Source organism: Oceanipulchritudo coccoides, assembly GCF_010500615.1.
Taxonomy (GTDB): domain Bacteria; phylum Verrucomicrobiota; class Verrucomicrobiia; order Opitutales; family Oceanipulchritudinaceae; genus Oceanipulchritudo; species Oceanipulchritudo coccoides.
Genome location: NZ_JAAGNX010000003.1, coordinates 797,983 through 818,175 on the forward strand (window position 1 = coordinate 797,983; position 20,193 = coordinate 818,175).

Annotated in this window: 15 protein-coding genes and 1 tRNA gene; 12 read left to right on the forward strand and 4 right to left on the reverse strand. The window is 57.1% G+C overall.

Annotated features, from left to right (window positions below; translation table 11 throughout):
- Nucleotides 1–11 precede the first annotated feature (11 nt).
- Nucleotides 12–1,280, reverse strand: coding sequence for a BaiN/RdsA family NAD(P)/FAD-dependent oxidoreductase (locus tag G0Q06_RS13945; protein ID WP_163967263.1), 1,269 nt, complete (start codon nucleotides 1,278–1,280; stop codon nucleotides 12–14).
- Nucleotides 1,281–1,297: 17 nt separating this feature from the next.
- Here G0Q06_RS13945 and G0Q06_RS13950 point away from each other — a divergent pair, with 17 nt between their 5' ends.
- From G0Q06_RS13950 to G0Q06_RS13995, 10 genes are all read left to right on the forward strand, one after another.
- Nucleotides 1,298–1,618 carry a SlyX family protein gene (locus tag G0Q06_RS13950; RefSeq protein ID WP_163967265.1) on the forward strand — a complete coding sequence of 107 codons (321 nt, stop codon included), beginning with the start codon at nucleotides 1,298–1,300 and terminating at the stop codon, nucleotides 1,616–1,618.
- A gap of 61 nt (nucleotides 1,619–1,679) precedes the next feature.
- Nucleotides 1,680–3,314, forward strand: coding sequence for an endonuclease/exonuclease/phosphatase family protein (locus G0Q06_RS13955; RefSeq protein WP_163967267.1), 1,635 nt, complete (start codon nucleotides 1,680–1,682; stop codon nucleotides 3,312–3,314).
- 22 nt (nucleotides 3,315–3,336) lie between these two features.
- Nucleotides 3,337–4,590 (forward strand): NAD(P)/FAD-dependent oxidoreductase, encoded by a 1,254-nt coding sequence (locus G0Q06_RS13960; protein ID WP_163967269.1) that lies wholly within the window; start codon nucleotides 3,337–3,339, stop codon nucleotides 4,588–4,590.
- A 176-nt stretch (nucleotides 4,591–4,766) separates the two neighbouring features.
- Nucleotides 4,767–5,312, forward strand: coding sequence for an NADH-quinone oxidoreductase subunit NuoE family protein (locus tag G0Q06_RS13965; RefSeq protein ID WP_163967272.1), 546 nt, complete (start codon nucleotides 4,767–4,769; stop codon nucleotides 5,310–5,312).
- Nucleotides 5,313–5,315: 3 nt separating this feature from the next.
- Nucleotides 5,316–8,438 (forward strand): FAD-dependent oxidoreductase, encoded by a 3,123-nt coding sequence (locus G0Q06_RS13970; RefSeq protein WP_163967274.1) that lies wholly within the window; start codon nucleotides 5,316–5,318, stop codon nucleotides 8,436–8,438.
- Nucleotides 8,439–8,450: 12 nt separating this feature from the next.
- Entirely contained in the window at nucleotides 8,451–10,223 is a 1,773-nt protein-coding gene (locus G0Q06_RS13975; RefSeq protein WP_163967275.1) for an NADH-dependent [FeFe] hydrogenase, group A6, read from the forward strand.
- 18 nt (nucleotides 10,224–10,241) lie between these two features.
- Nucleotides 10,242–11,168, forward strand: coding sequence for an EamA family transporter (locus G0Q06_RS14720; RefSeq protein WP_163967277.1), 927 nt, complete (start codon nucleotides 10,242–10,244; stop codon nucleotides 11,166–11,168).
- Entirely contained in the window at nucleotides 11,162–13,306 is a 2,145-nt protein-coding gene (locus tag G0Q06_RS13985) for a TonB-dependent receptor (protein WP_163967279.1), read from the forward strand. Before G0Q06_RS14720 ends, G0Q06_RS13985 begins: the two co-directional genes overlap by 7 nt.
- A gap of 138 nt (nucleotides 13,307–13,444) precedes the next feature.
- On the forward strand, nucleotides 13,445–15,790 hold the full coding sequence (locus G0Q06_RS13990) for a SulP family inorganic anion transporter (RefSeq protein ID WP_238710871.1): 2,346 nt from the start codon (nucleotides 13,445–13,447) through the stop codon (nucleotides 15,788–15,790).
- Nucleotides 15,787–16,290 (forward strand): CBS domain-containing protein, encoded by a 504-nt coding sequence (locus tag G0Q06_RS13995; RefSeq protein WP_163967284.1) that lies wholly within the window; start codon nucleotides 15,787–15,789, stop codon nucleotides 16,288–16,290. The genes G0Q06_RS13990 and G0Q06_RS13995 overlap by 4 nt, the downstream gene beginning before the upstream one ends.
- 121 nt (nucleotides 16,291–16,411) lie before the next feature.
- Here the strand turns inward: G0Q06_RS13995 and G0Q06_RS14000 are convergent.
- Nucleotides 16,412–16,488 (reverse strand) — tRNA-Val (locus G0Q06_RS14000).
- A 164-nt stretch (nucleotides 16,489–16,652) separates the two neighbouring features.
- Here G0Q06_RS14000 and G0Q06_RS14005 point away from each other — a divergent pair.
- Both G0Q06_RS14005 and G0Q06_RS14010 read left to right on the forward strand, forming a co-directional pair.
- Nucleotides 16,653–16,895, forward strand: coding sequence for a type II toxin-antitoxin system Phd/YefM family antitoxin (locus tag G0Q06_RS14005; protein ID WP_163967285.1), 243 nt, complete (start codon nucleotides 16,653–16,655; stop codon nucleotides 16,893–16,895).
- On the forward strand, nucleotides 16,892–17,332 hold the full coding sequence (locus tag G0Q06_RS14010) for a type II toxin-antitoxin system VapC family toxin (protein WP_163967287.1): 441 nt from the start codon (nucleotides 16,892–16,894) through the stop codon (nucleotides 17,330–17,332). Before G0Q06_RS14005 ends, G0Q06_RS14010 begins: the two co-directional genes overlap by 4 nt.
- Nucleotides 17,333–17,388: 56 nt before the next feature.
- Here G0Q06_RS14010 and G0Q06_RS14015 read toward each other — a convergent pair whose 3' ends face one another.
- Together G0Q06_RS14015 and G0Q06_RS14020 are read right to left on the reverse strand one after the other, a co-directional pair.
- A complete protein-coding gene (locus tag G0Q06_RS14015; RefSeq protein ID WP_163967290.1) occupies nucleotides 17,389–19,539 on the reverse strand; it encodes a YfbK domain-containing protein in 2,151 nt (716 codons plus the stop codon).
- Nucleotides 19,540–19,562: 23 nt separating this feature from the next.
- Nucleotides 19,563–20,084 (reverse strand): RNA polymerase sigma factor, encoded by a 522-nt coding sequence (locus G0Q06_RS14020; RefSeq protein WP_163967292.1) that lies wholly within the window; start codon nucleotides 20,082–20,084, stop codon nucleotides 19,563–19,565.
- Nucleotides 20,085–20,193: the final 109 nt, after the last annotated feature.

Sequence of the window (20,193 nt, forward strand, 5' to 3'; positions counted from 1 at the left end):
GCGGTGGCAGCCTACTTTGACAGACCCTCAACTTCGGCCATCGCCAAGCCGGCGATGTGCCCTGCGGTCCATGCCGCCTGGAAGTTGAAGCCACCGGTGAGGCCATCGATATCGAGGCATTCGCCAGCAAAGTGCAAGCCCGGCACGAGGCGGCTCTCCATCCGGCGAAAATCGATTTCCTTGAGGTGAACCCCGCCGCAGGTAACAAACTCCTCCTTGTTGGTGGTTTTTCCCCGGACTTCAAAGCGGGAATCGAGCAAGGCCCTGGCAAGCGCGGTCTCCTGATCCTTGGGCAACTGGGCCCAGCGGGTATCGGGAGCAACGCCTGCTGTCTCCATGAAGCGATCCCAGAGGCGTCGCGGAATCGCTCCGGGATGCTTGTTCTTCACAGTCGCCTTGCCGGAGGATTTTCGATAACGGTTAAAGGATTCCTGTAGTTGACTTTCCGATACATTTCCCAACCAGTTGATGGAGATCTCAAACTCGTAAAAGGCTTCCTGCAGGGCACGGGCCTCCCATGCGGACAGGCGCAGGATGGCCGGACCACTGAACCCGCGATGGGTGATGAGGAGCGGTCCAGATTGGGGAGCGCTCGAGGCAAGGACGCGCACACTGGCATCCTGAACCGAAAGCCCGGCCAACCCGATGATCCGTCGATCCGAAACATTGAAGGCAAAGAGCGACGGGGCCAACGGCTCAATGGTGTGTCCCAGTGATTGGATCATGCGGCTGAGCGGCGAGGCCTTCAGCGACCCGCATGCGATGCAGGCTTTGTCCGCCCGGGCTGTGCTCCCGTCACTGAAACCAAGAGTAAAGGATCCATCCGGAGCGGGGGCCAGCTTCTCAAGGGCGAGTCCCGTGCGAAGGACTACCCCGCCCTCCCGGGCGGATTGCATGAAGCAGTCGATGATTGTCTGCGAATCATCTGTGACCGGGAACATCCGCCCGTCCTCCTCTGTCTTGAGTTCGACACCGCGCTGCGAAAACCAGTCAATTGTGCCCTGTGGTTGCCAGCGATGAAACGCTCCACGCAGCTCGCGCGAACCGCGCGGATAGAAGGTGGCCAAGCTCGCCGGATCAAAACAGCTGTGCGTGACGTTGCAGCGTCCGCCACCGGAGACCTTCACCTTCTGCAGGAAATGCTTCCCCTTCTCGTAGATTGTCACCCGTGCATCCGGATTTGCCTCCGCCACCGTCAAGGCACAGAAAAACCCTGCGGCCCCACCGCCAATAATGGCAATTTGCGGGTGTTTCTGTGATGCCTGTTGTGGAGATCCCATTAGCTCGATTAAACTGGATGCGCTGGATTACACAGACAATCCCAAAAGGCCACACGGCGTTGCCGGTCGCCTGTCTGTTCCTTCGTGACAAGTATGCAAAACCTGCCAACAGTAACCCAATGACCCCCGAGGAAGCCATTAGCCACCTTGAACGAGCTGTCTCAAGGCTTGAAGACCACATCCGAAAGCAGGATGCCGAGATGTACAGCATGTCGAAGCAACTGGATGCCCTGAAAAAGGATTTAAAGCGCCTCGATGCACGCGTTGAGGGAAGCGGGGATGGAGCAACCCCCGGACCAGACCGCGATCCGGAGGCGGAAAAACCACCGCACTACTAACAATCCGGTTATTCTCAGGTTCGCTTGTCAGACCCACAATTCTTTATTTCCTACAATTATCATGGTTCGTTCTATTTGCCTCTTGGGGCTCGTCCTCTCTTCATTTCATGCCAATCGGCTCGAGGCTATCCTCGTGGATGGAGCTTCCGCAGATTGGCCTGTGGATGCGCCCAGCGTCAGCGATCCTGCCGGGGACGGCCAGTCTTCCAGCGCGGATTTCCGCAAGCTCTCGGTCACCAACGATGCCTACAACCTGTATTTGCTGGTTGAATTTGAGAATCCGGTGAATCTCCGCTTTGCCGACCTGCGCCTCTACATCGACGCGGACAATAACCCTTCAACGGGCACCACTTACAGCGGTCGAGGCATGGACTTCAGCTGGGACTTTGACCTAAACCGGGGCACGAGTACCCTTACCGACCGTGGCGATATTGGTCGCGGGAATTTTATCGAGCGGCTTGCTCCGGAGGGTTCCTCCACAATTCATGAAATTGCCGTCAGCCTGGAAGCCTTGCCGGCCGCGCGCTCAGGCGAGCCAGTTCACATAGCGCTTATTGAGGAAAATAGCCTGGACCGGATTCCAGACATCGGGTCATCCCTTGCCTACAATTTTTCAGGACCCCTCTCGGTCCAGCCAATGCCCATTGTCACGCAAAAGTCGCGGCGCTCTGTCCGCATTGTGAGTTGGAATGTTTTACGCGATGCACCGTTTGAAGGAAATAACTTGGAGCCGTTCCGCCGGGTCCTTTTCGCAATCAATCCCGACATCGCCATCCTTCAGGAAATTTACGATACCCCGACCAATACGGTCCTCGAGTTCTTCCAGAAGAACATGCAAATCCCGATTGGGGAAGAATGGTCAATCACCCGCAACAACGACTGTATCACCGTGAGCCGCTACCCCACTGAAGGAAGCTGGTCGGTCGATGGCAATCTTGTCAGCCGCCATGCAACAGAGGACGTACTGGGCTATCGTCTGCTCATCGCCAATGCCCATCTCCCGTGCTGCAATAGTGGTGAAGACGGCCGCATCGAGGAAAGCGCCAACATACTCAATTTGATTGAGGTCCGCTTGAACGACCCAACTCCTGCCCCACAGTCCATCATTATCGGTGGCGATCTTAACTCGGGCGGGCTTGCCCCCGAGCTGATCGACTTGACCACTACCATCGTGCCTCTTGAGATGGCCAGCCCGCGCCATGTGTATCAGTACGATCAATACAGCTGGGGTAGCGACGGCTTGTCCAGATTTGGCTCGAGCAAACTGGACTTTTTTCTCTTCGATCCAGCAACCGTCTTTCGCCAAAAGGCCTACACGCTCGACACCGACCTGCTCCCGCAGAGCGCATTGACCGCAATGGGCCTCCAGGCAAATGACACCTTTGTCTCCGATCACCTGCCGCTGGTCCTGGACTTGTCATCACGTCACCTGCCTTCTGCATTACAGGCCACGCCAATGCTTGCCAATGGCGATTGCCTTTCAAGTTGGTGGGGCAAATTGAATGGCTTTATTTATCCGGTCGTCCTTCACGAGCGCCTTGGGTGGCTGCGCCTCCACGAAACAGCGGAGGGCTTCTGGTACGCCGATGAAGATGGCTCCTGGTTCTGGACTGGCCCGGAAATCTACCCGTGGTTTTATTCCGTCACCGGAGAGGAATGGCAGTACGATCACCTGCACCGGAATAATTCAAAATAATCCAGGCAACGATTGAGGTAATATGCCACAGCCATTTCAGTCTTCCCCGGACATTGTCGTTATCGGTGCTGGCCTGAGCGGTTTGGCTTGCGCAAGGGCGCTTCGTGCGGCCGGGGAGAATGTCACCGTCCTGGAGGCCTCCGATCGCGTGGGCGGGCGCGTGGCAACCGATACCGTGAACGGATTCCGGCTTGACCGTGGATTTCAGGTCTTGCTCACGGCTTATCCTGAGGCACAGCGACAGCTGGACTACAAGAAACTGGACTTGAGGAAGATCTATCCAGGGGCCTTGGTTCGCCATGGGAATGCATGGCACCGCGTAGCCGACCCATTCCGGCATCCCTTGGATGGAGTCCGGGGCGCCTTCAACCCGATAGGATCCATCGCCGACAAGCTCCGCGTCGGGCGTCTGCGGTTAAGTGGGTTTAGCTTTGCAAAATACCCGGATTCGACAAGTGCCCTTCAAGCGCTCCAAGCAGAGGGTTTCTCCGCATCCATGATTGAGCGTTTTTTCCGCCCGTTCCTGGGCGGTGTCTTCCTTGAAACAAAGTTGGAGACAACGGTTCGCAAGATGGAGGATGTCCTGCAAAACTTTGCCCGGGGAGACACGGCAATCCCCGCACGGGGAATGGAGGAGATCCCGTTACAGCTTGCCGGTGACTTGCCTGCAGAATCAATCCAGTTCGGAAAACGGGCCACGGCACTCGAGGATGGTGCCGTCCATCTGGAAGATGGGACGAAGCTCGAGCCAAAAATCACGGTTATTGCCACGGATATTCGGGCCGCTCAGAAACTGCTTGGAGAGAATACCCCGCCCGCTCCGGTCAACAAGGTGGCATGCCTCTACTTCGATGCACCCGTCGCGCCGCCAACGGGACCCTTGCTGGTCCTCAATGGCGAAGGGCACGGCCCCATCAATAATCTCACCGTCATGACCAGCGTTTCGCCTGAATACGCGCCTGCAGGACGGCACCTGATTTCAGTCAGCGTTGTCGATCGGGTCGCAATCGCGTCAGATAAACTCGAATCACAGGTCCGCGAGCAGCTTGCCGCATGGTTTGGTCAAGGCGCCCAAAATTGGAATCACCTCCGCACCTACCAAATCCCGGAAGCCGTCCCGGCACAGGGCCAATTCAGGCCGCCAGCCATCCAGCTTGCCCCGGGTCTCTTCCGTTGCGGGGACTATACCGGTGTCGCGTCCCTCGATACCGCACTCGCCAGCGGTGCTCAAACCGCCAAGGCGATCCTCCAGATTGGTGCTCCCGGTTCCCGCTGAGGAACTGGCCGAAGCAGGCAATTCTCAGGAGGTTTGCTATTAATTTCTGTCATTCTGTGCGCTTATAGAATTAGTTTATCTAATTTTAATCTTTTAGCTTCCGCGGGGAATGCCATAAACTCGGGGCAACATTCAAAAAATTCCTCGAGTTTAACCCCATTCGAAAGCGAAGACAGATGCCTGTACAAGATGCTGCCCCGATCGAAGAACCTCTGATTACAAACGAACCCAGCGAGGAAAGCCTGCTTTGCGAACTGGATGAAATCATCGAGCAATACGCCGGCAAGCCGGGCTCGTTAATCCCGATCCTTCAAATGGCACAAAGTCTGTTCGGTTACCTCCCGGATAGTGTCATCCGCCGCGTAGCGGAGAAGCTCGAAAAACCCCTCAGCGAAGTGGCTGGGGTCATCGGCTTTTATTCCTTTTTCTCGCGAACGCCACAAGGACGGCACCAGATGCGGGTGTGCCTCGGAACAGCCTGCTATGTCCGCGGTGGCAAGGAGGTCCTGGGCGCGCTCAAGAAAGAGCTGGGAATCGACATTGGTGAATCAACCCCGGATCGCTGCTACTCACTTGAGGTAGGCCGCTGCTTCGGGGCCTGTGGCCTGGCACCGGTGCTGATGGCTGACGTGGATGTCCATCAGCGGGTCAAGCCATCCAAGATAGGGGAAATCCTGAAGAAATACGAAGACGACGAAAGAGAAACCGGAAAAGGAGCCTAAGTCATGATTCAGCAACTACAAAAAAATCCGATTCACAATTCCGCTGAACTGAAAGCCATCAAGGCGCGGGTACTTTCTTCACGCACACTCGAATCCGGAAAGGCTAAAAGACTGGTTCGTGTCTGCATGGGCGGAGGATGCCTTTCATCCGGATCGAGCTCAATCGTCAGTGCGCTCAAGACGGCCCTCTCCTCGCGTGGATTGTTGCTCGATGTGGAGGTCATGGAGTGCGGTTGCATGGGTCCCTGTTCGGGCGGTCCGCTTCTGGCGCTTGATGAGGACCAAACACTTTACAGGGGAATCAGCCCGAAGGACGTGGAGAAAATTGTCGAGCGCCACATCCTCGGGGGTGAGCCCGTCGAGGAATTTTTATGGAAAGGACAGGATGGATCGGCCCAAGCCACGGAGGCCTCCATCGATTTCTTCAAGGGGCAGGACAAGATTGTTCTGCGCAATTGTGGAAAAATCCCGCCAACATCGATTGAGGACTACATCAGTGTGGATGGCTTTTTCGGAATTGCCAAGGTGCTTTCCGGAATGAAACCGGAAGAGGTCATCGAGGTGGTCGAGGATGCCGGCTTGCGCGGGCGCGGCGGTGCGGGATTTCCGACTGCCATGAAATGGAAGCTGGCCTGCAGGGCTGTAGGAGAAACCAAATACATCCTGTGCAACGCGGATGAGGGTGATCCGGGCGCCTTCATGGATCGCAGTGTTTTGGAGGGAGATCCCTTTTCCGTAATTGAAGGCATGCTGATCGGCGCCTTCGTGATTGGGGCGAAGGAAGGCTTTGTCTACGTACGGGCGGAATATCCGCTTGCCGTTGAGCGCCTCCAGGCCGCGATTGATTCAGCGAAGGAGCGCGGGTTGCTGGGTGAGAACATCCTTGGAAGCGGCTTTGATTTTAACCTTGAGATCCGGATGGGTTCCGGGGCCTTTGTCTGCGGTGAGGAAACCGCCCTCATTGAATCCATCGAGGGTCGTCGCGGGGAGCCAAGACCTCGCCCGCCCTTCCCTGCACAAAAGGGTTTATGGGGCGCGCCGACTGTCCTCAACAACGTCGAGACCTACGCCAACATTCCGGCAATCCTTTTGCATGGAAGTGATTGGTACGCCTCCCGTGGAACGGAGGAGAGCAAAGGAACGAAAGTATTCGCCCTCGCCGGTTCCATTCAAAACGCCGGCCTTGTCGAAGTGCCGATCGGTACATCGCTCGGGGAGCTGGTCTATGACATCGGTGGCGGGACAAAGAATGACCGGCCTTTCAAGGCGGCCCAGATGGGCGGGCCATCCGGGGGATGCATTCCGCGTCAGCACCTCAACGTGCCATTGGATTACAAGAGCCTGCAAGAGCTCGGGGCCATCATGGGCTCTGGCGGCATGATCGTCATGGATGAGGATACCTGCATGGTCGATGTGGCGCGGTTCTTCCTTGAATTTGTGCAGGAAGAGTCCTGTGGCAAATGTGTCCCGTGCCGTGTCGGGACCAAGCGCATGCTGGAAATACTGGAGCGCATCTGCGCCGGAGAGGGCGAGCAAGGGGATATTGAAAAACTGATCGAGCTGGGCGAGCAGATCAAGGACACTTCCCTGTGTGGCCTTGGACAGACCGCGCCCAATCCCGTGCTCTCGACAATCCGGCATTTCCGCGAGGAATATGAGGAACACATTCATCAGAAATTCTGCCGCTCGGGAACCTGTGCCGCGCTTGTCCGGGCACCGTGCCAGTGCGCCTGTCCGGCCAATGTCGACATCCCGGGTTTTGTTTCCCTGACCGGGGAAAAGCGGTATGCCGAGGCACTGCAGCTTCATCGTGAGCGCAATCCGTTCGCCGCGATCTGTGCGCGCGTATGCTTTCATACGTGCGAGAGCATGTGCCGTCGCTCCAGCCTTGACGATGCGGTCTCCATCCGCGGTATCAAGCGCTTCATGGTTGATCAGGAGATCACCGTCCAAATGCCTGAGATCCACGAGAACCCGAACAATGCCAAACGCAAAGTGGCGATTGTCGGGGGCGGTCCAGCCGGCCTTTCCTGCGCCTACTTTCTCGCACGCCTTGGTTACAAGCCGGTTGTCTTTGAAGCAGAGGCCCGGCCGGGCGGAATGCTCGTGCAAGCCATCCCCGCCTATCGCCTGCCCAGGGAAACGGTGGCCCGCGAAATTCGCATGATCGAGCAAATGGGGGTTGATATCCGGACACAGCAACGCCTTGGCAAGGACTTCACACTTTCAAGCCTTCACGAGGACGGATTTGAATGTGTCTTCATGGGCATTGGTGTCCCGGGTGGCGTCCAGCTTGATTTACCGGGATGCGAAGGACCCGGTGTGATCGATGGTTTCAATTTCCTGAAGGAATACAACCAGCGCGGATCCGCGCCTGTCGGAATTAAAATAGTTATTGTCGGGGGCGGAAACTGCGCTACTGATGCGGCTCGCACAGCCATCCGCCTCGGTGCCGAAGTGGATCTGGTCTACCGGCGCTCCCAGGCCGAGATGCCGGCCTATGCGGAAGAGATTGATCAGGCCCTCCAGGAAGGCGTCAGGATTCACACGCTCACCAATCCCACGGAAATCATCCGGGAAGATGGAAAAATTGTCGCGGTGGAATGCCTGCAGATGAAACTGGGAGACTTCGACCGCTCAGGCCGCAGGCGTCCGATCGAATCCCAAAAGGAAATCAGGATTGAGGCGGATCAGGTCATATTTGCGATTGGACAAAGCTTTGATTTCTCGAGCGTTTGTGCAGAGGTCGGGCTCGAAACCGTAGCGAATAAACAAATACGGTCAGACAAGCAAACCGGCCAGACAAGCATCCCGTGGATTTTCTCCGGAGGGGATGCCGCGACCGGGCCACTCTCAGTTATCGACGCGATCGCTGGTGGTGAGCGGGCAGCAGTTGGAATGGATTGCTACCTCACGGGAAGCAACCACGCCTTCTGGCGGAATGAGCATGAGAACACAACTGCCTATGACCCGGATGCCGATCCAGTGCCCTACCCGCGTGAGGCCTTGAACACCCTTCCGGTCGATAGGAGACGGCACAATTTCGACGAAGTGGACTTGCCATGGACGGAAAGCGTGGCCATCCGGCAGGCCAAGCGCTGCCTGCGATGCGATTACGGCAAATAGGAGGATTCAACAATGATTACTGTAACGATAAACAATCAAAAGTGTGAAGTTGATGAGTCTCTCTCGGTTCTGGAGGCCACACGCAAGGCGGGCATAAATATCCCCACCCTCTGCAAGATGGAAGACCACCCGGCAACGGGTGCCTGCCGCTTGTGCGTTGTCGAAGTGGAAGGGGCCCGAAACCTGCAGGCGGCCTGCTCCACTCCGGTTTTCGAGGGAATGGAAATTCGCACGCGGACCCGGCGCGTGCGTGAGGCCCGCAAAACGCTGGTCGAGCTCCTCCTCTCGGAACACTGCGGTGAGTGCCAGACATGTGTCCGCAACGGGGACTGCGAATTGCAGGATGTCGCCCGTGAAATGGGCATCCGGGAAATCCGTTATCCCGGCGAGCGCTGTGCTGGTGGAATTGACGACAGCACACCCGCCCTCACCCGCGATAGCGGCAAGTGCATCAAATGCCGGCGCTGCGTGACAGTGTGCGGGGAAGTTCAAGGCGTTGGAGCCTTGTTTCCCCAAGGACGGGGATTTTCCACACGGATTGGGCCAGCCTTCACCATGGATCTTGATGATGTCCCGTGTGTTCAGTGCGGACAATGCGCCGCTGTGTGCCCGGTGGGAGCGATCAATGAACGCAGCCACCAGGAAGAGGTCTGGGCGGCCCTTCAGGATCCTGGCCAGCACGTTGTGGTCCAGACTGCTCCCGCGATCAGGGCAGCCCTTGGGGAATGCTTTAATTATGAACCGGGGACTCTTGTCACTGGAAAGATGACGACCGCCCTGCGGAAACTCGGTTTTGATTCGGTCTTCGATACAAACTTCACGGCGGATCTAACCATCATGGAAGAAGGGACGGAGCTCCTGACGCGCCTGAAGCGGCTTGTTGTGGAAAAGGACGAGGCGGTCAGCCTGCCCATGTTCACCAGTTGCTCCCCGGGATGGATCCGCTTCGCGGAATATTTCTATCCGGAATTTCTTCCAAATATATCCACCTGCAAATCCCCGCAGCAGATGTTTGGCTCCGTAGCGAAAACCTACTACGCCGGTAAGCTTGGTAAAAAAGCTGAGGAAATCACAGTTGTCTCCGTCATGCCTTGCACGGCCAAGAAATACGAGGCCCAGCGGCCGGAGATGAACGACAGTGGCGTACGGGATGTGGATTTTGTGCTCACAACACGTGAGCTCGCGGAAATGATCAAGTCTGCTGGCATTGACTTTCGCAATCTCGATGATGGTGAAATGGATGCCCCAATGGGACTTTCCTCGGGTGCTGCCGATATTTTTGCCAACACCGGTGGCGTCATGGAAGCAGCTATACGGACGGCCTACGAACTGGTCACTGGACGTGAGTTGCCACTGGAGAACCTGCACGTTGAGGCGGTTGCCGGCTTGGAGGGAATCAAGGAAGCTTCTCTGAAGCTGGAGAACTGCCAACCGGATTGGGCATTCCTCGAAGGTGTCGACCTCAAGGTGGCGGCGGCACATGGCCTGAGCAACGCACGCAAGCTACTCGAGGCGCTCCGCAGCGGCTTGAAGGAATATCACTTTGTGGAAGTCATGACCTGCCCGGGCGGATGTATTGGCGGTGGAGGACAACCACGCTACACGGATGACTCGGTCCGCTTGAAACGCATGCACGCCATTTTCCAGGAGGACGAGGGAAAGGTCTTACGGAAGTCGCATAACAACCCACAGATTGCCCAGATCTACAGCGAGTTTCTTGGGGCACCCCTCGGGGATCGCTCACATCATTTGCTGCACACGCACTATACAGCTCACAACCCGTAACAAAGGCATTAATCCCCTGTGCTCCCCGCATTCCTAACCGCGATCTTCTTTGCCTTTACTGCTATCAGTGCCCGCCAGTCCGCTTCACTGATTGGGCCTCTTCGGGCAAATGTCTATCGTCTGCTGGTCGCGATGGTCCTTCTGGGTCTGATCAGCTCAGTTTTCCGCCGGGAGATGCCGATTGGCCTGATCAGCCTGTTTGCGCTGGCTGGCGGGATCGGGTTCGGATTCGGGGGCGCCTGCATGATGCGTGCCCTGCAATACCTCGGGTCACCGCGGGCTTTGCTTTTTGTTGAAAGCGGGACGGCAATCCTCGCCGCCCTCTTTGCGTGGCTATTCCTTGAAGACAGCCTGACGCTCAAGCAAACACTTTCCTGCGGGATCATCCTTGCGGGAATTCTCTTTGCCGGTTCCAGCTGGATTAAGGAAGAGGCGGAGGCCCGGGGGAGTCCAATGATCGGATATTTAGCCGTTGCCGGGGCAGCTTTCTTTCAAGCAACAAGCCTTGTCCTGAGCAGGCACGCATTTCTCGCTGCCATGGAAATGTCCCTACAGGTGGACAAATTCAGCGCGGCCTTCATCCGGTTGAGCGGCGGTCTGCTTGTCGCTGGCATGCTGCTCGCAGCTTTTAAGTTGCGCCCGGCAAAAAAGGACAGCTCACCGGTCATTACGGTTAACCGGCTTTTCTTGAAGGGACGACCTGTCTCTGGCCAACCCGGTTTCTGGATCTTGCTAAACGCCCTCTTTGGTCCCGTTCTCGGGGTGACCTGCTGGCTCTGGGCAGTGAGCCTCCTCAATCCCGGACTTGTGCAGTCCATCGCGGCGACGGCTCCCCTAATCAGCATTCCAATTGCCCGTCTGCTGGAACGGCATTCGCTCGGCACACGCTTCTACCTGGGTGCTCCAGTCGCCATTCTGGGAATTACATCACTGATGCTATGGTAATATCGACAAATCAACTCAAGCACGCCCTTGGGCTGTTCCTTGCCTCCGCTGCCACGGTGCTTTGCCAGGCCAACGCTTCCGGCACAGGATCTGATGCGGATAGAATTATCGACCTTGCCCCGTTGGTCATCGAGGGGACTTGGAATTCGTCACAACCCGGGGTCACGGGCACGTCCGGAGTACCGGTCGACTTGGCAGGTTCGCTCACGCAATCGCTGTCCAGCCTTCCGGGAGTCAGCTTTGCCTCGCGGGGAACTTATTCCACCGAACCCATTGTGCGCGGGCTTAGCTATGACCGGGTGTCAACCACCCTGAACGGACTGCGCCTGCCCAATGGATCACCCACGCGCACGAGCGCCCCAATCAACCAGTTTTCAGGAGCCGGTTACCGGAGCATTCAAATTGCCAAGGCCCTACCGTCACTGGCCAGTGGTCCACCCGTATCCGGGGGATTGATCGCTATCGAAAACAACTGGTCCACGGAGGCTATTGGGAGGGAACCCACAATGCCTTCGGCTGTTCTCCGCTTTCAGGGAATTCCTGAACGCAACAGCATCCACTGGTCTGCCAATTTGGCGGGTGTTGCCACTCCCATCGGTTACAGGGTCTCGGGCTTTACGTCGCGATCAGGTAACTACACGAGCGGTGACGGGCGGAAGGTACCGTCACACTTTGAGGAAACCGGCGGATCGCTTTCTTTGGGCTATGCCACAACAAACCAATGGATGCATGCTGTCGATGTAGCCTTTCGCGAACAGGGCTTCACAGAAAACGCCGCCCTTCCACTGGATGTCATGGATGGGGAATTCCTGGCCGTGACGGCCAATCATGAAAGGCAGGGGCAGCCAGACGGTAGCTGGAACTTTCGCCTGCGTTACGGATTCTCAGAATCCAGCTCGACCCTCAGCAACCGTGAGCGCCCAACGAAACCCGTCAACGTCGACACGGACACCCTGACCCGATCATTCCATGCCGATGTGGCAGCCATTACCAGCCTATCCAATGGAGGTGAGGTCCAGTTCGGGCTGGATTTCAACCGCGAGGAGCGGCTGGCCATTCGCAAACGGGGGCCGGTGGCCAGGGATTATATCTGGCCCGATACGCTGTATAAGCAATCAGGCGCCTATGCGGAGTCCCGTTGGCAATTAAACGACAAGGCACAGATCCGCGTTGGTGGTCGCGCGGACTATGCTGTCAGCAAGGCGCGAGAAGCGGGTAAAAGCGCCTTCGGAAAACCGATAGTGTCATTGTATTCCAAATACAATGGGGCTGAGGCGGAAAAGGTCTCCGTTGAGGATATTGTCCTGAGCGGCAATTTGCTCCTCAGTTACCAACCACAGTCATCAGCCACATGGTATGCCGGCTTTGGCAGCAGCGGGCAGATCCCGCCGCCTACCGAGCGCTACCGGGCCTTCCTGAATGCCCTTGGTGGAGGATTTGAACTCGGTAACCCCACGCTCGAACCGGAACGCAAATGGGAACTTGTCCTCGGGGCTCAATGGGAACGGAAGCGCTTCCGCCTGCAGGCGGATGTCTATCATTTCCAGATTGATGACTTTATTTGGCGGCAGGCGATTGGCACGACGGAAGGCGTTCTCCCCTTCAATCCGCCGCAGACCGTTTTCGGTTATCGTAATGTGAATGCGGCATTCACCGGTCTGGAAATCCAAGGTGAATGGCAGGCCACAGAGCACATCCGTTTCCCGTTCTCGGTCGAATGGGTGGACGCTGAATTGCGCGAGTCCGGGACTGGCTTTTCCAACGGGGATTCCCTCCCGGAATTGCCACCCGCTGAAGCGCGCCTCTCGGCTGTCTTGGAGGGCAATGTGTTCTCCATGAAGGCCTGGTTCCAATGGACGGCCATCCTTGTCGCGTCCAAGGACAATGATTTGCCGGCCCTGAATCCGCTCTACGCCGACTCCAAGTCCTTCGCCCTCCACGAGCTCTCGCTACAGCTCATAAGTTCCAAGGGCTTCAGTGCCTCAATCAGGGTGAGAAACCTCTTTGACAAGGCCTTCACCCCGTACCTCAGCCTGCCGGTTTCCTCGATCCGCCCGGCCAGTGGCGATCTTGAGTCCGGTGATCGCATCCCCGGTGCCGGCCGGGAATTCCTGATCTCCTGTCGCCTCGCTTTCTGATACCAGAGAGTCGGGCCTCGGACGTCACAGAGTCGGGCCTTCAGGCGCCACAGAGTCGGGCCTTCAGGCCCGGTTCATCCAACGGATGCTTCAGGAACCGGCGCTGAAGCGCCGACTCATTGTAAGCTTGCTCTCGGCATGCTGTCCGGGTTGAATGACACCCGTTCCGGCATGACCCAACCCAAGTTTTCGCTACAATTCCAGATCCCCTCGCCTTCCGAGATGAGTCGCTCCCTCGGTGGTTATTTGAAGTCGGATTTGCGGCACGATGCGATGGCCGGCGCGACGGTGGCTGTCATGGGTGTTCCCCAGGCAATGGCCTATGCCCTGATTGCCGGACTACCGCCGGTCTATGGGCTGTATACATCGATTGTCACGTGTATTATCGCCGCCCTCTTCGGCAGCTCAAATCACTTGGTGACCGGGCCGACAAACGCCCTTTGCATGGTCATTCTGAGCCTGACCGCTCACCTTCCGGCCAAGTACGGGATCAGCCTGGTCGAGATTGTCTTCCTGCTGACCTTCATGACCGGCCTAATCCAGCTCGCATTTGGCCTGCTCAAGATGGGCGGGATCGTGCGCTACGTTTCCAACTCCGTTGTCGTGGGCTTCACCGCGGGTGCAGGTATCCTGATCGCCGTCAACCAGCTGAAAAACATCATGGGCGTAAGCCTCGAGGCACACGCGGAACGCTTCCATGAAGTGCTCCTGGCGACCCTCTCCCTGATCCCGGATGCAAACCCACGGGCGCTCTTTGTCGGTTTGTTCACGATGGTGGTTGTCGTGCTCCTGAAAAAGTATTATCCAAAACTGCCGGGCGCGTTGATCGGAGTCGTCGGGGCAGGATTGATTGCCTATTTCCTTGGCTGGCACAAAGTTGATCTTGGTGCAGGTCGCATTGATATCGTGCGCGACATCCAGCCAATCACCAGCCAGCTGAACAAGTTCCACCTGCCCGACCTGATCCGGCATCCGAACTACGAACTGACGCGCGAGCTGGGGACAGGCGCCCTTGCGCTGGCCATCCTTGGACTCATCGAGGCCGCCTCCATCGCACGGGCCGTAGCCTCCGCCTCTGGGCAGCGCCTGAACTTCACCCGTGAATTCATCGGCCAAGGCACATCCAACATCGTCGGGTCCTTTTTCTCCGGCTTCGCCGCCTCGGGATCCTTCACCCGGACCGCAGTCTGTTACCAGTCGGGCGGACGCACTCGCATGGCCGCCATCTTTTCCGCAATCTGGACTGCGGTTACCTTGCTCCTTTTCGCCGGGTTCGCCAACTACATCCCAAAGGCCAGTCTCGCCGGGCTACTGGTCGTCATCGCCTATTCCATGATCGACAAGGATCGCTTGAAACTGACCTGGCGATCGGGCGCGAATTCCCGGCTTGTCCTCGGGGGAACACTGGCCTCGACCCTGATCCTGCCCCTTGAGTACGCGATTTTTGTCGGGGTCTTCCTTGCCATTGTCCTGCTCCTGCGAGTGACCAGCACGACCGATCTCACCCAGCTTGTACAGCATCCCGATTCCGGCTTTGAGGAAGTCCCGTTCAACCGCGCTGGCCCTTCGGAAGTCGTGACGGTCAACATGGAAGGCGATCTCTATTTTGCCGCCGTGGAGGATCTCGACTACGAACTTGCCCGCTGTCTCACTCCGCAAACGCGCGTGGTTGTCCTGCGTATGAAGCGTCTCCGGGCAGTTGGCAGCACGGCCATGGCGATTCTTGCGCACTACTACGAATTGCTCACAGAACGCGGTATCCATCTGGTCGCATGTGGCATCGAGGACGACTTGAAGCGGGTGATGACGGGTTCCGGTCTGCGCAACAAGATCGGCGAGCAGAATATTTTCTACGCGGACAACAAGCTGTTCCAGTCGACCGAGCTGGCGCTGGCACGGGCATGGAGCATTGTGGAAATGGAACGGCGGCGGCGGGCCAAGGCGGGTGAAGAGCGTGTCCCGGAGAGTTCAGGGGTCACGGCAAGCAACCTTGTAAGCCGCAAGTGCATCCGATTCGGCAACCAGCACCAGTTACGCGAGGCAATATGGCTCATGTCAGAAATGTATCGACGTTCCACTACATACGCCGCTCCCCCACTCTTTCTGCAAGACAACGAGGGTCGCCTCGCCGGCAAGTTGCACGCGGGGGTTATCCTGCATGAGATGTCCGGCAACCTCGGTGATGATCCGGATTCAATCAAGGATGACGAGGAACTTGGAAGACGGCTTGCCAGATCATTCAGCCGCCCGATTTCCGAGCTGGCCGAAACGGATGTCCCGCTGGCCCAACCGGGAGATTCCCTGGTCGAATTGCTCAACAAGGCTTCGAAAAGCCGTACAACTGTCTTGCCCGTCTGCGATCCGGAACGGCGCATCCTCGGTCTCATTGACGAAGCCGAGCTGATGCGCGCCCTCGCCAAGGTACTGAATCTGCAAGACGGCTCCTCAAGAAGCTCGGAGGATATCAAGGAGGTGGAAACATGAACTCCGGAAAAACCAGTGATCGGCTGCAGCTACGCGATATCATGTTGAGGCGCTACCTGCGGCTTGGCGAATCCCACACGATCGCCGAGGTGATGGGCTTCCTCAGTGATGAACGCTTTGCCAAGGACGGGATGCCGTACCTCGTGGTAATCAGCGAGGAGGGCACGCTCGCCGGCATGCTCACCGCAAAGGACATTTTCCGGGCGCTCATGGGCAATACACATGGGAATGATCTTGGTGAGGCGGAATTCCTCAAGCAGGCCCCGGATCAATTGGAAATCCCAGTGGGCCAGATCATGGAACGGGGTATTCCCACATTGTCCGCGGAAGCATTTCTTCCCGAGGCCTTTGCCTGTTTCCGGGAATCCTCCGTCGATGTCATCGCCCTCCTGGAAGAGGGACGCGTCGTCGGGCTGGTCACCAGCCGTATCCTCTTTGAGACCGCCTCCCACCTGACCGTCCACGCCCTCAGTGGCGGGGTCATACCAGAGAAGCCTTGAACAAGTAGAGGGCGCATCCCGCTTTTTGGCTGACTCGCCATCGCCTGCGCTCTTGTCAGCCCAAGCTTTGCATTGGCTTGCCATCCAGAGCTCCGCTGAACGCAGTGAGGCGGAGGAAGCATGGTGGGCGCTGAGGGACTCGAACCCCCGACCTCCTCGGTGTAAACGAGGAGCTCTAACCAACTGAGCTAAGCGCCCCCAATAGTTTGAGCCGTCAGGCCCAAGTTGTCAGTCCCAGGACGAACAACCAAAGAGGAGGACGGAAATGAAGGAGAGGGCTGGTGACAAGCCAAATAATCAGCAAAATGGACGGTAGAAAAATTGGCTTGTCTTATTATCGTTATGCGCTAAATTTATGCGTTATGATAAAGGTATCGATCATGGAGGCCCAGCACAACCTCTCGAAGGTGCTTCAGCGAGTTGAGGAGGGATCGAGTGTCTATATCACGCGACGCAAGAAGGTAGTGGCGCGACTTGTCCGCGCTGAGACGGGGGAAAAGGTTATTTTCCCGGACTTTGGCAAGCGGGCACGTACGACATGGGGGAAGAAATGGACCGGCAGTTCATCGGATGAATTGTTGGATGCGGACCGGGGAGAAAGATGAACTGTTATTATGATTCCGGGATCATCCTAAAGCTGTACACTCTCGAAGAAACATCAGCCGCTGTTCGCCGCTTCGTGACCCAGCGTAAGGAACCTCTTTATCTGAATTCACTGCACCGGACTGAATGCGTTTCCGCCTTCCGCTTGAAATACTTTCGGAATGAGTGTGATGAAGCGGCCGCTACCAGCGCCATCGCTGACATTGAAGATGACATTGTATCGGGGGTGATCCGGATTGTTGAAATCGACTGGGATGTTGTCTGGAAGCTCTGCCGGACTTTTTCAAATTCCTACGCCGGAGTCACGGGTTGCCGCACGCTTGATGCCCTGCATGTCGCCTGCGCACGAAGCTTGGGAATTCGTGAACTCATCACAACTGACAAGCGTCAAATGGAACTGGCCACACATGTCGGTATGAAAACTACCTCCCCTTTTTAACATTGAATACATTTTCTATTCCGGGGAATCGGTAGCTGCCATCGAAAGGAGCGAGTTTAACGATCGCCTCTGGGTGGAATCTGTTCGGGGGTGCTTTTGAGCGACTCCGCTAAGCGGACCAGGCCGGTGAACTCGGAGCGGTGGCCACCGGGATCATTCCCAATGGCGCCTGCTGCGAGGGATTCAATCTGGTTGAAGCTGAAGTCACCGATGAATTCGGACCCGCTGAGGCGCATGCCGAAGGCGGCCACAGCCGCGCTGAAACGGAAATCTGCGGATGCCTGGTCGATGAACAGAAGGTCATCGCGCTTCACTGTCCGGGAGATGAGCTTGCTCACGTCCCCGTCCGGCTGCTTGTAACGGAGCTTCACGGTGGCGACTTCCGAGCCCTTTGATTTGGCACCCGGGCTATCCTGGTAGCGCAGGGGATCGACTGTCGGAAGATCAATGTCCGTCCCGGCCGGAATGATTTCGTAAAGGGCGACCACGGAATGTCCGGGACCGATGTCACCGGCTTTCTTTTTGTCGTTATTGAAATCCTCCGCCTTGAGGCGCCGGTTTTCGTATCCGATTAATCGATACGCACCGACCTGTGCCGGATTGAACTCGACCTGGATCTTCACGTCCTTGGCAATCTTGAAGAGGTTGCTGGTCAGGTCCTCGAGGAAGACCTTCCGGGCCTCGGCGCTGGAATCGACGTAGGCATAGCTCCCCTTCCCCTTGTTGGAAAGTTCCTCCAGCATGTCATCCTTGTAGTTCCCCATGCCAAAGCCGAGGATGGTCAGGGACACGCCCTGTTCCGCCTGCTTGTCGGCGATTTCCGCGAGCTCGCCACGGTTGGTTGTCCCGACATTGAAGTCGCCATCGGTGCAGAGAATAACGCGGTTATTGCCGTCCTGAATAAAGTGGTCACGCGCCACCTTGTAGGCCAGTTGGATGCCCGCACCGGCATTCGTCGAGCCGCCTGCAGAGAGGTTTTGCAGCGCATGGGCAATTGTCTCGCGGTTGTTGGCCGTAGTCGAGGGAAGGACCAGACCGGAGGCACCGGCATAGACGACAATCGCCACGCGGTCACGACCGTCGAGACGCCGCACCAGCAGGTCCATTGCCTCCTTGACCAGCGGGAGCTTGTTGGCGTTGTTCATCGAGCCGGAGACATCCAGAAGGAAAACAAGATTTGAGGCCGGGCGTTCTTCCCATGGCAATTCGTATCCCTTCAAGGCAATACGCAAAAGGCGGTGCTCATCATTCCAAGGCGCCGGCATCTGGGCCATGTGCACTGCAAATGGATCGCCTCCCTCCTCGAGGGATTTGCCCGGAGCCATATCCGCATATGGGAAGTAGTTGATCAGTTCCTCTATGCGTACCGCGTCGGCAGGAGGCAACTGGCCTTGGTTCAGGAAGCGGCGCACGTTGGCATAGCTGGCCGTGTCGACATCGATCGAGAAGGTGGACAGCGGAGCCACCAGTGGTGAACGGAATCCCGTTTCCTCAATGGTGTCGTAGCTTTCGGTATTCCATTGCTCAGTCCGTTGCCGGATATCGACGATGCCCGGGGGCGGCATCCTGCTGGCAGCCAAGGTGCTCTTCGAGGCATAGCCAATATCTTCAGCGACTGACACTTCAAAGGGGGAAAGTTCGAAGAGCTGATCGGCCATGACTGCAGGACTATTTGCGGAATCGACATCAGCCTTCTTTTCCAGAGTAACCACAGCCTGGGCAAGCCGCTCGTTCTTCTCCTTATCCCTTTCGGCATCCTGACGCTCCTCTGGCGGAGAAGGAAGGATATCCACTGGGACAAGGCCAAATTCATCCACAAATGGCTCAGGCAACGGTTGCATCGTCTCATACGGCGGTACAAGGACGAAGACAAAGAGGGCCACCGCTGCCGCTGCGGCAACCGCGGACAACGCTGGCCATGAAAGGATCCGTGCGAGCACCGGGCGACCTCCATGTGTTGCAGGCATCCCAGCCTGCTTCTTCCCGGCCTGCTCCATCCGTGCCATGTCGAGCTCGCTGAGCTCCGGCGCGGCTTCGGTCCCGAGGCCGGCACTCAAAAGCGCTCCCATGTCGCGGATTTCGGCAACAGCCTGGCGGAGCTCATCCGACTCAGCAACAGCCTTTTCAATGGCTGCGCGCTCTTCTTCATTTTCTATCTCACCCAGTGCGTAGGCGGTGAGCTTTGGGTCATTTACTGAAAGTTTCATTTTAATAATTCTCCTGATTCTAATTATTCCCCAATGGCGCCGACACGGGCGCGAAGGGTCTGGATTGCGGTATGCAGAAGGAAACCGACATTGGTCACCGACAGCTCGGTGACAGTGGCGATTTCCTTGTAGCTCATTCCATTCTGGAACTTGAGCCGGACCACTTCCTGTTGGTTGTCCGGGAGATGACGTATCAAATGCAGGAGCTGATGATGACGGTCATTCTGTTCGGCCATCGCAGCCGGCCCGGGACCTTCAGCCACGGCCTGGGCGGTGTGGGATTCGTCGAGCGGTTTCATACGCCCTCCCTTCCGCCGGATATCCAGGGCACGGTTCCGGCAAGCACGGAAGAGCCACGGCCGGACGTGATCTGCGATACGTTCCCGCGGTTCCTTCCATAGACGGAGAAAGACGTCCTGCACGACGTCCTTCGCCGCATCGGTGTCAAAAAGGATGGACGCTGCATAGCGTGTGAGATCGGCAGCATGCGCCTCGACAATTGAGTGCATCCACTCGGAATCAGGGTTTTGTGGTTCATGTTTCATTGTGGTTTAAGGTTTGTCCCGGCAGCGCTACCGGGTCTCTTCAATGAAACAACGTCTGTGCATGATGGTTTATTAGGAAAAATTTAAACCGCTTGTGCCCAATATGGCT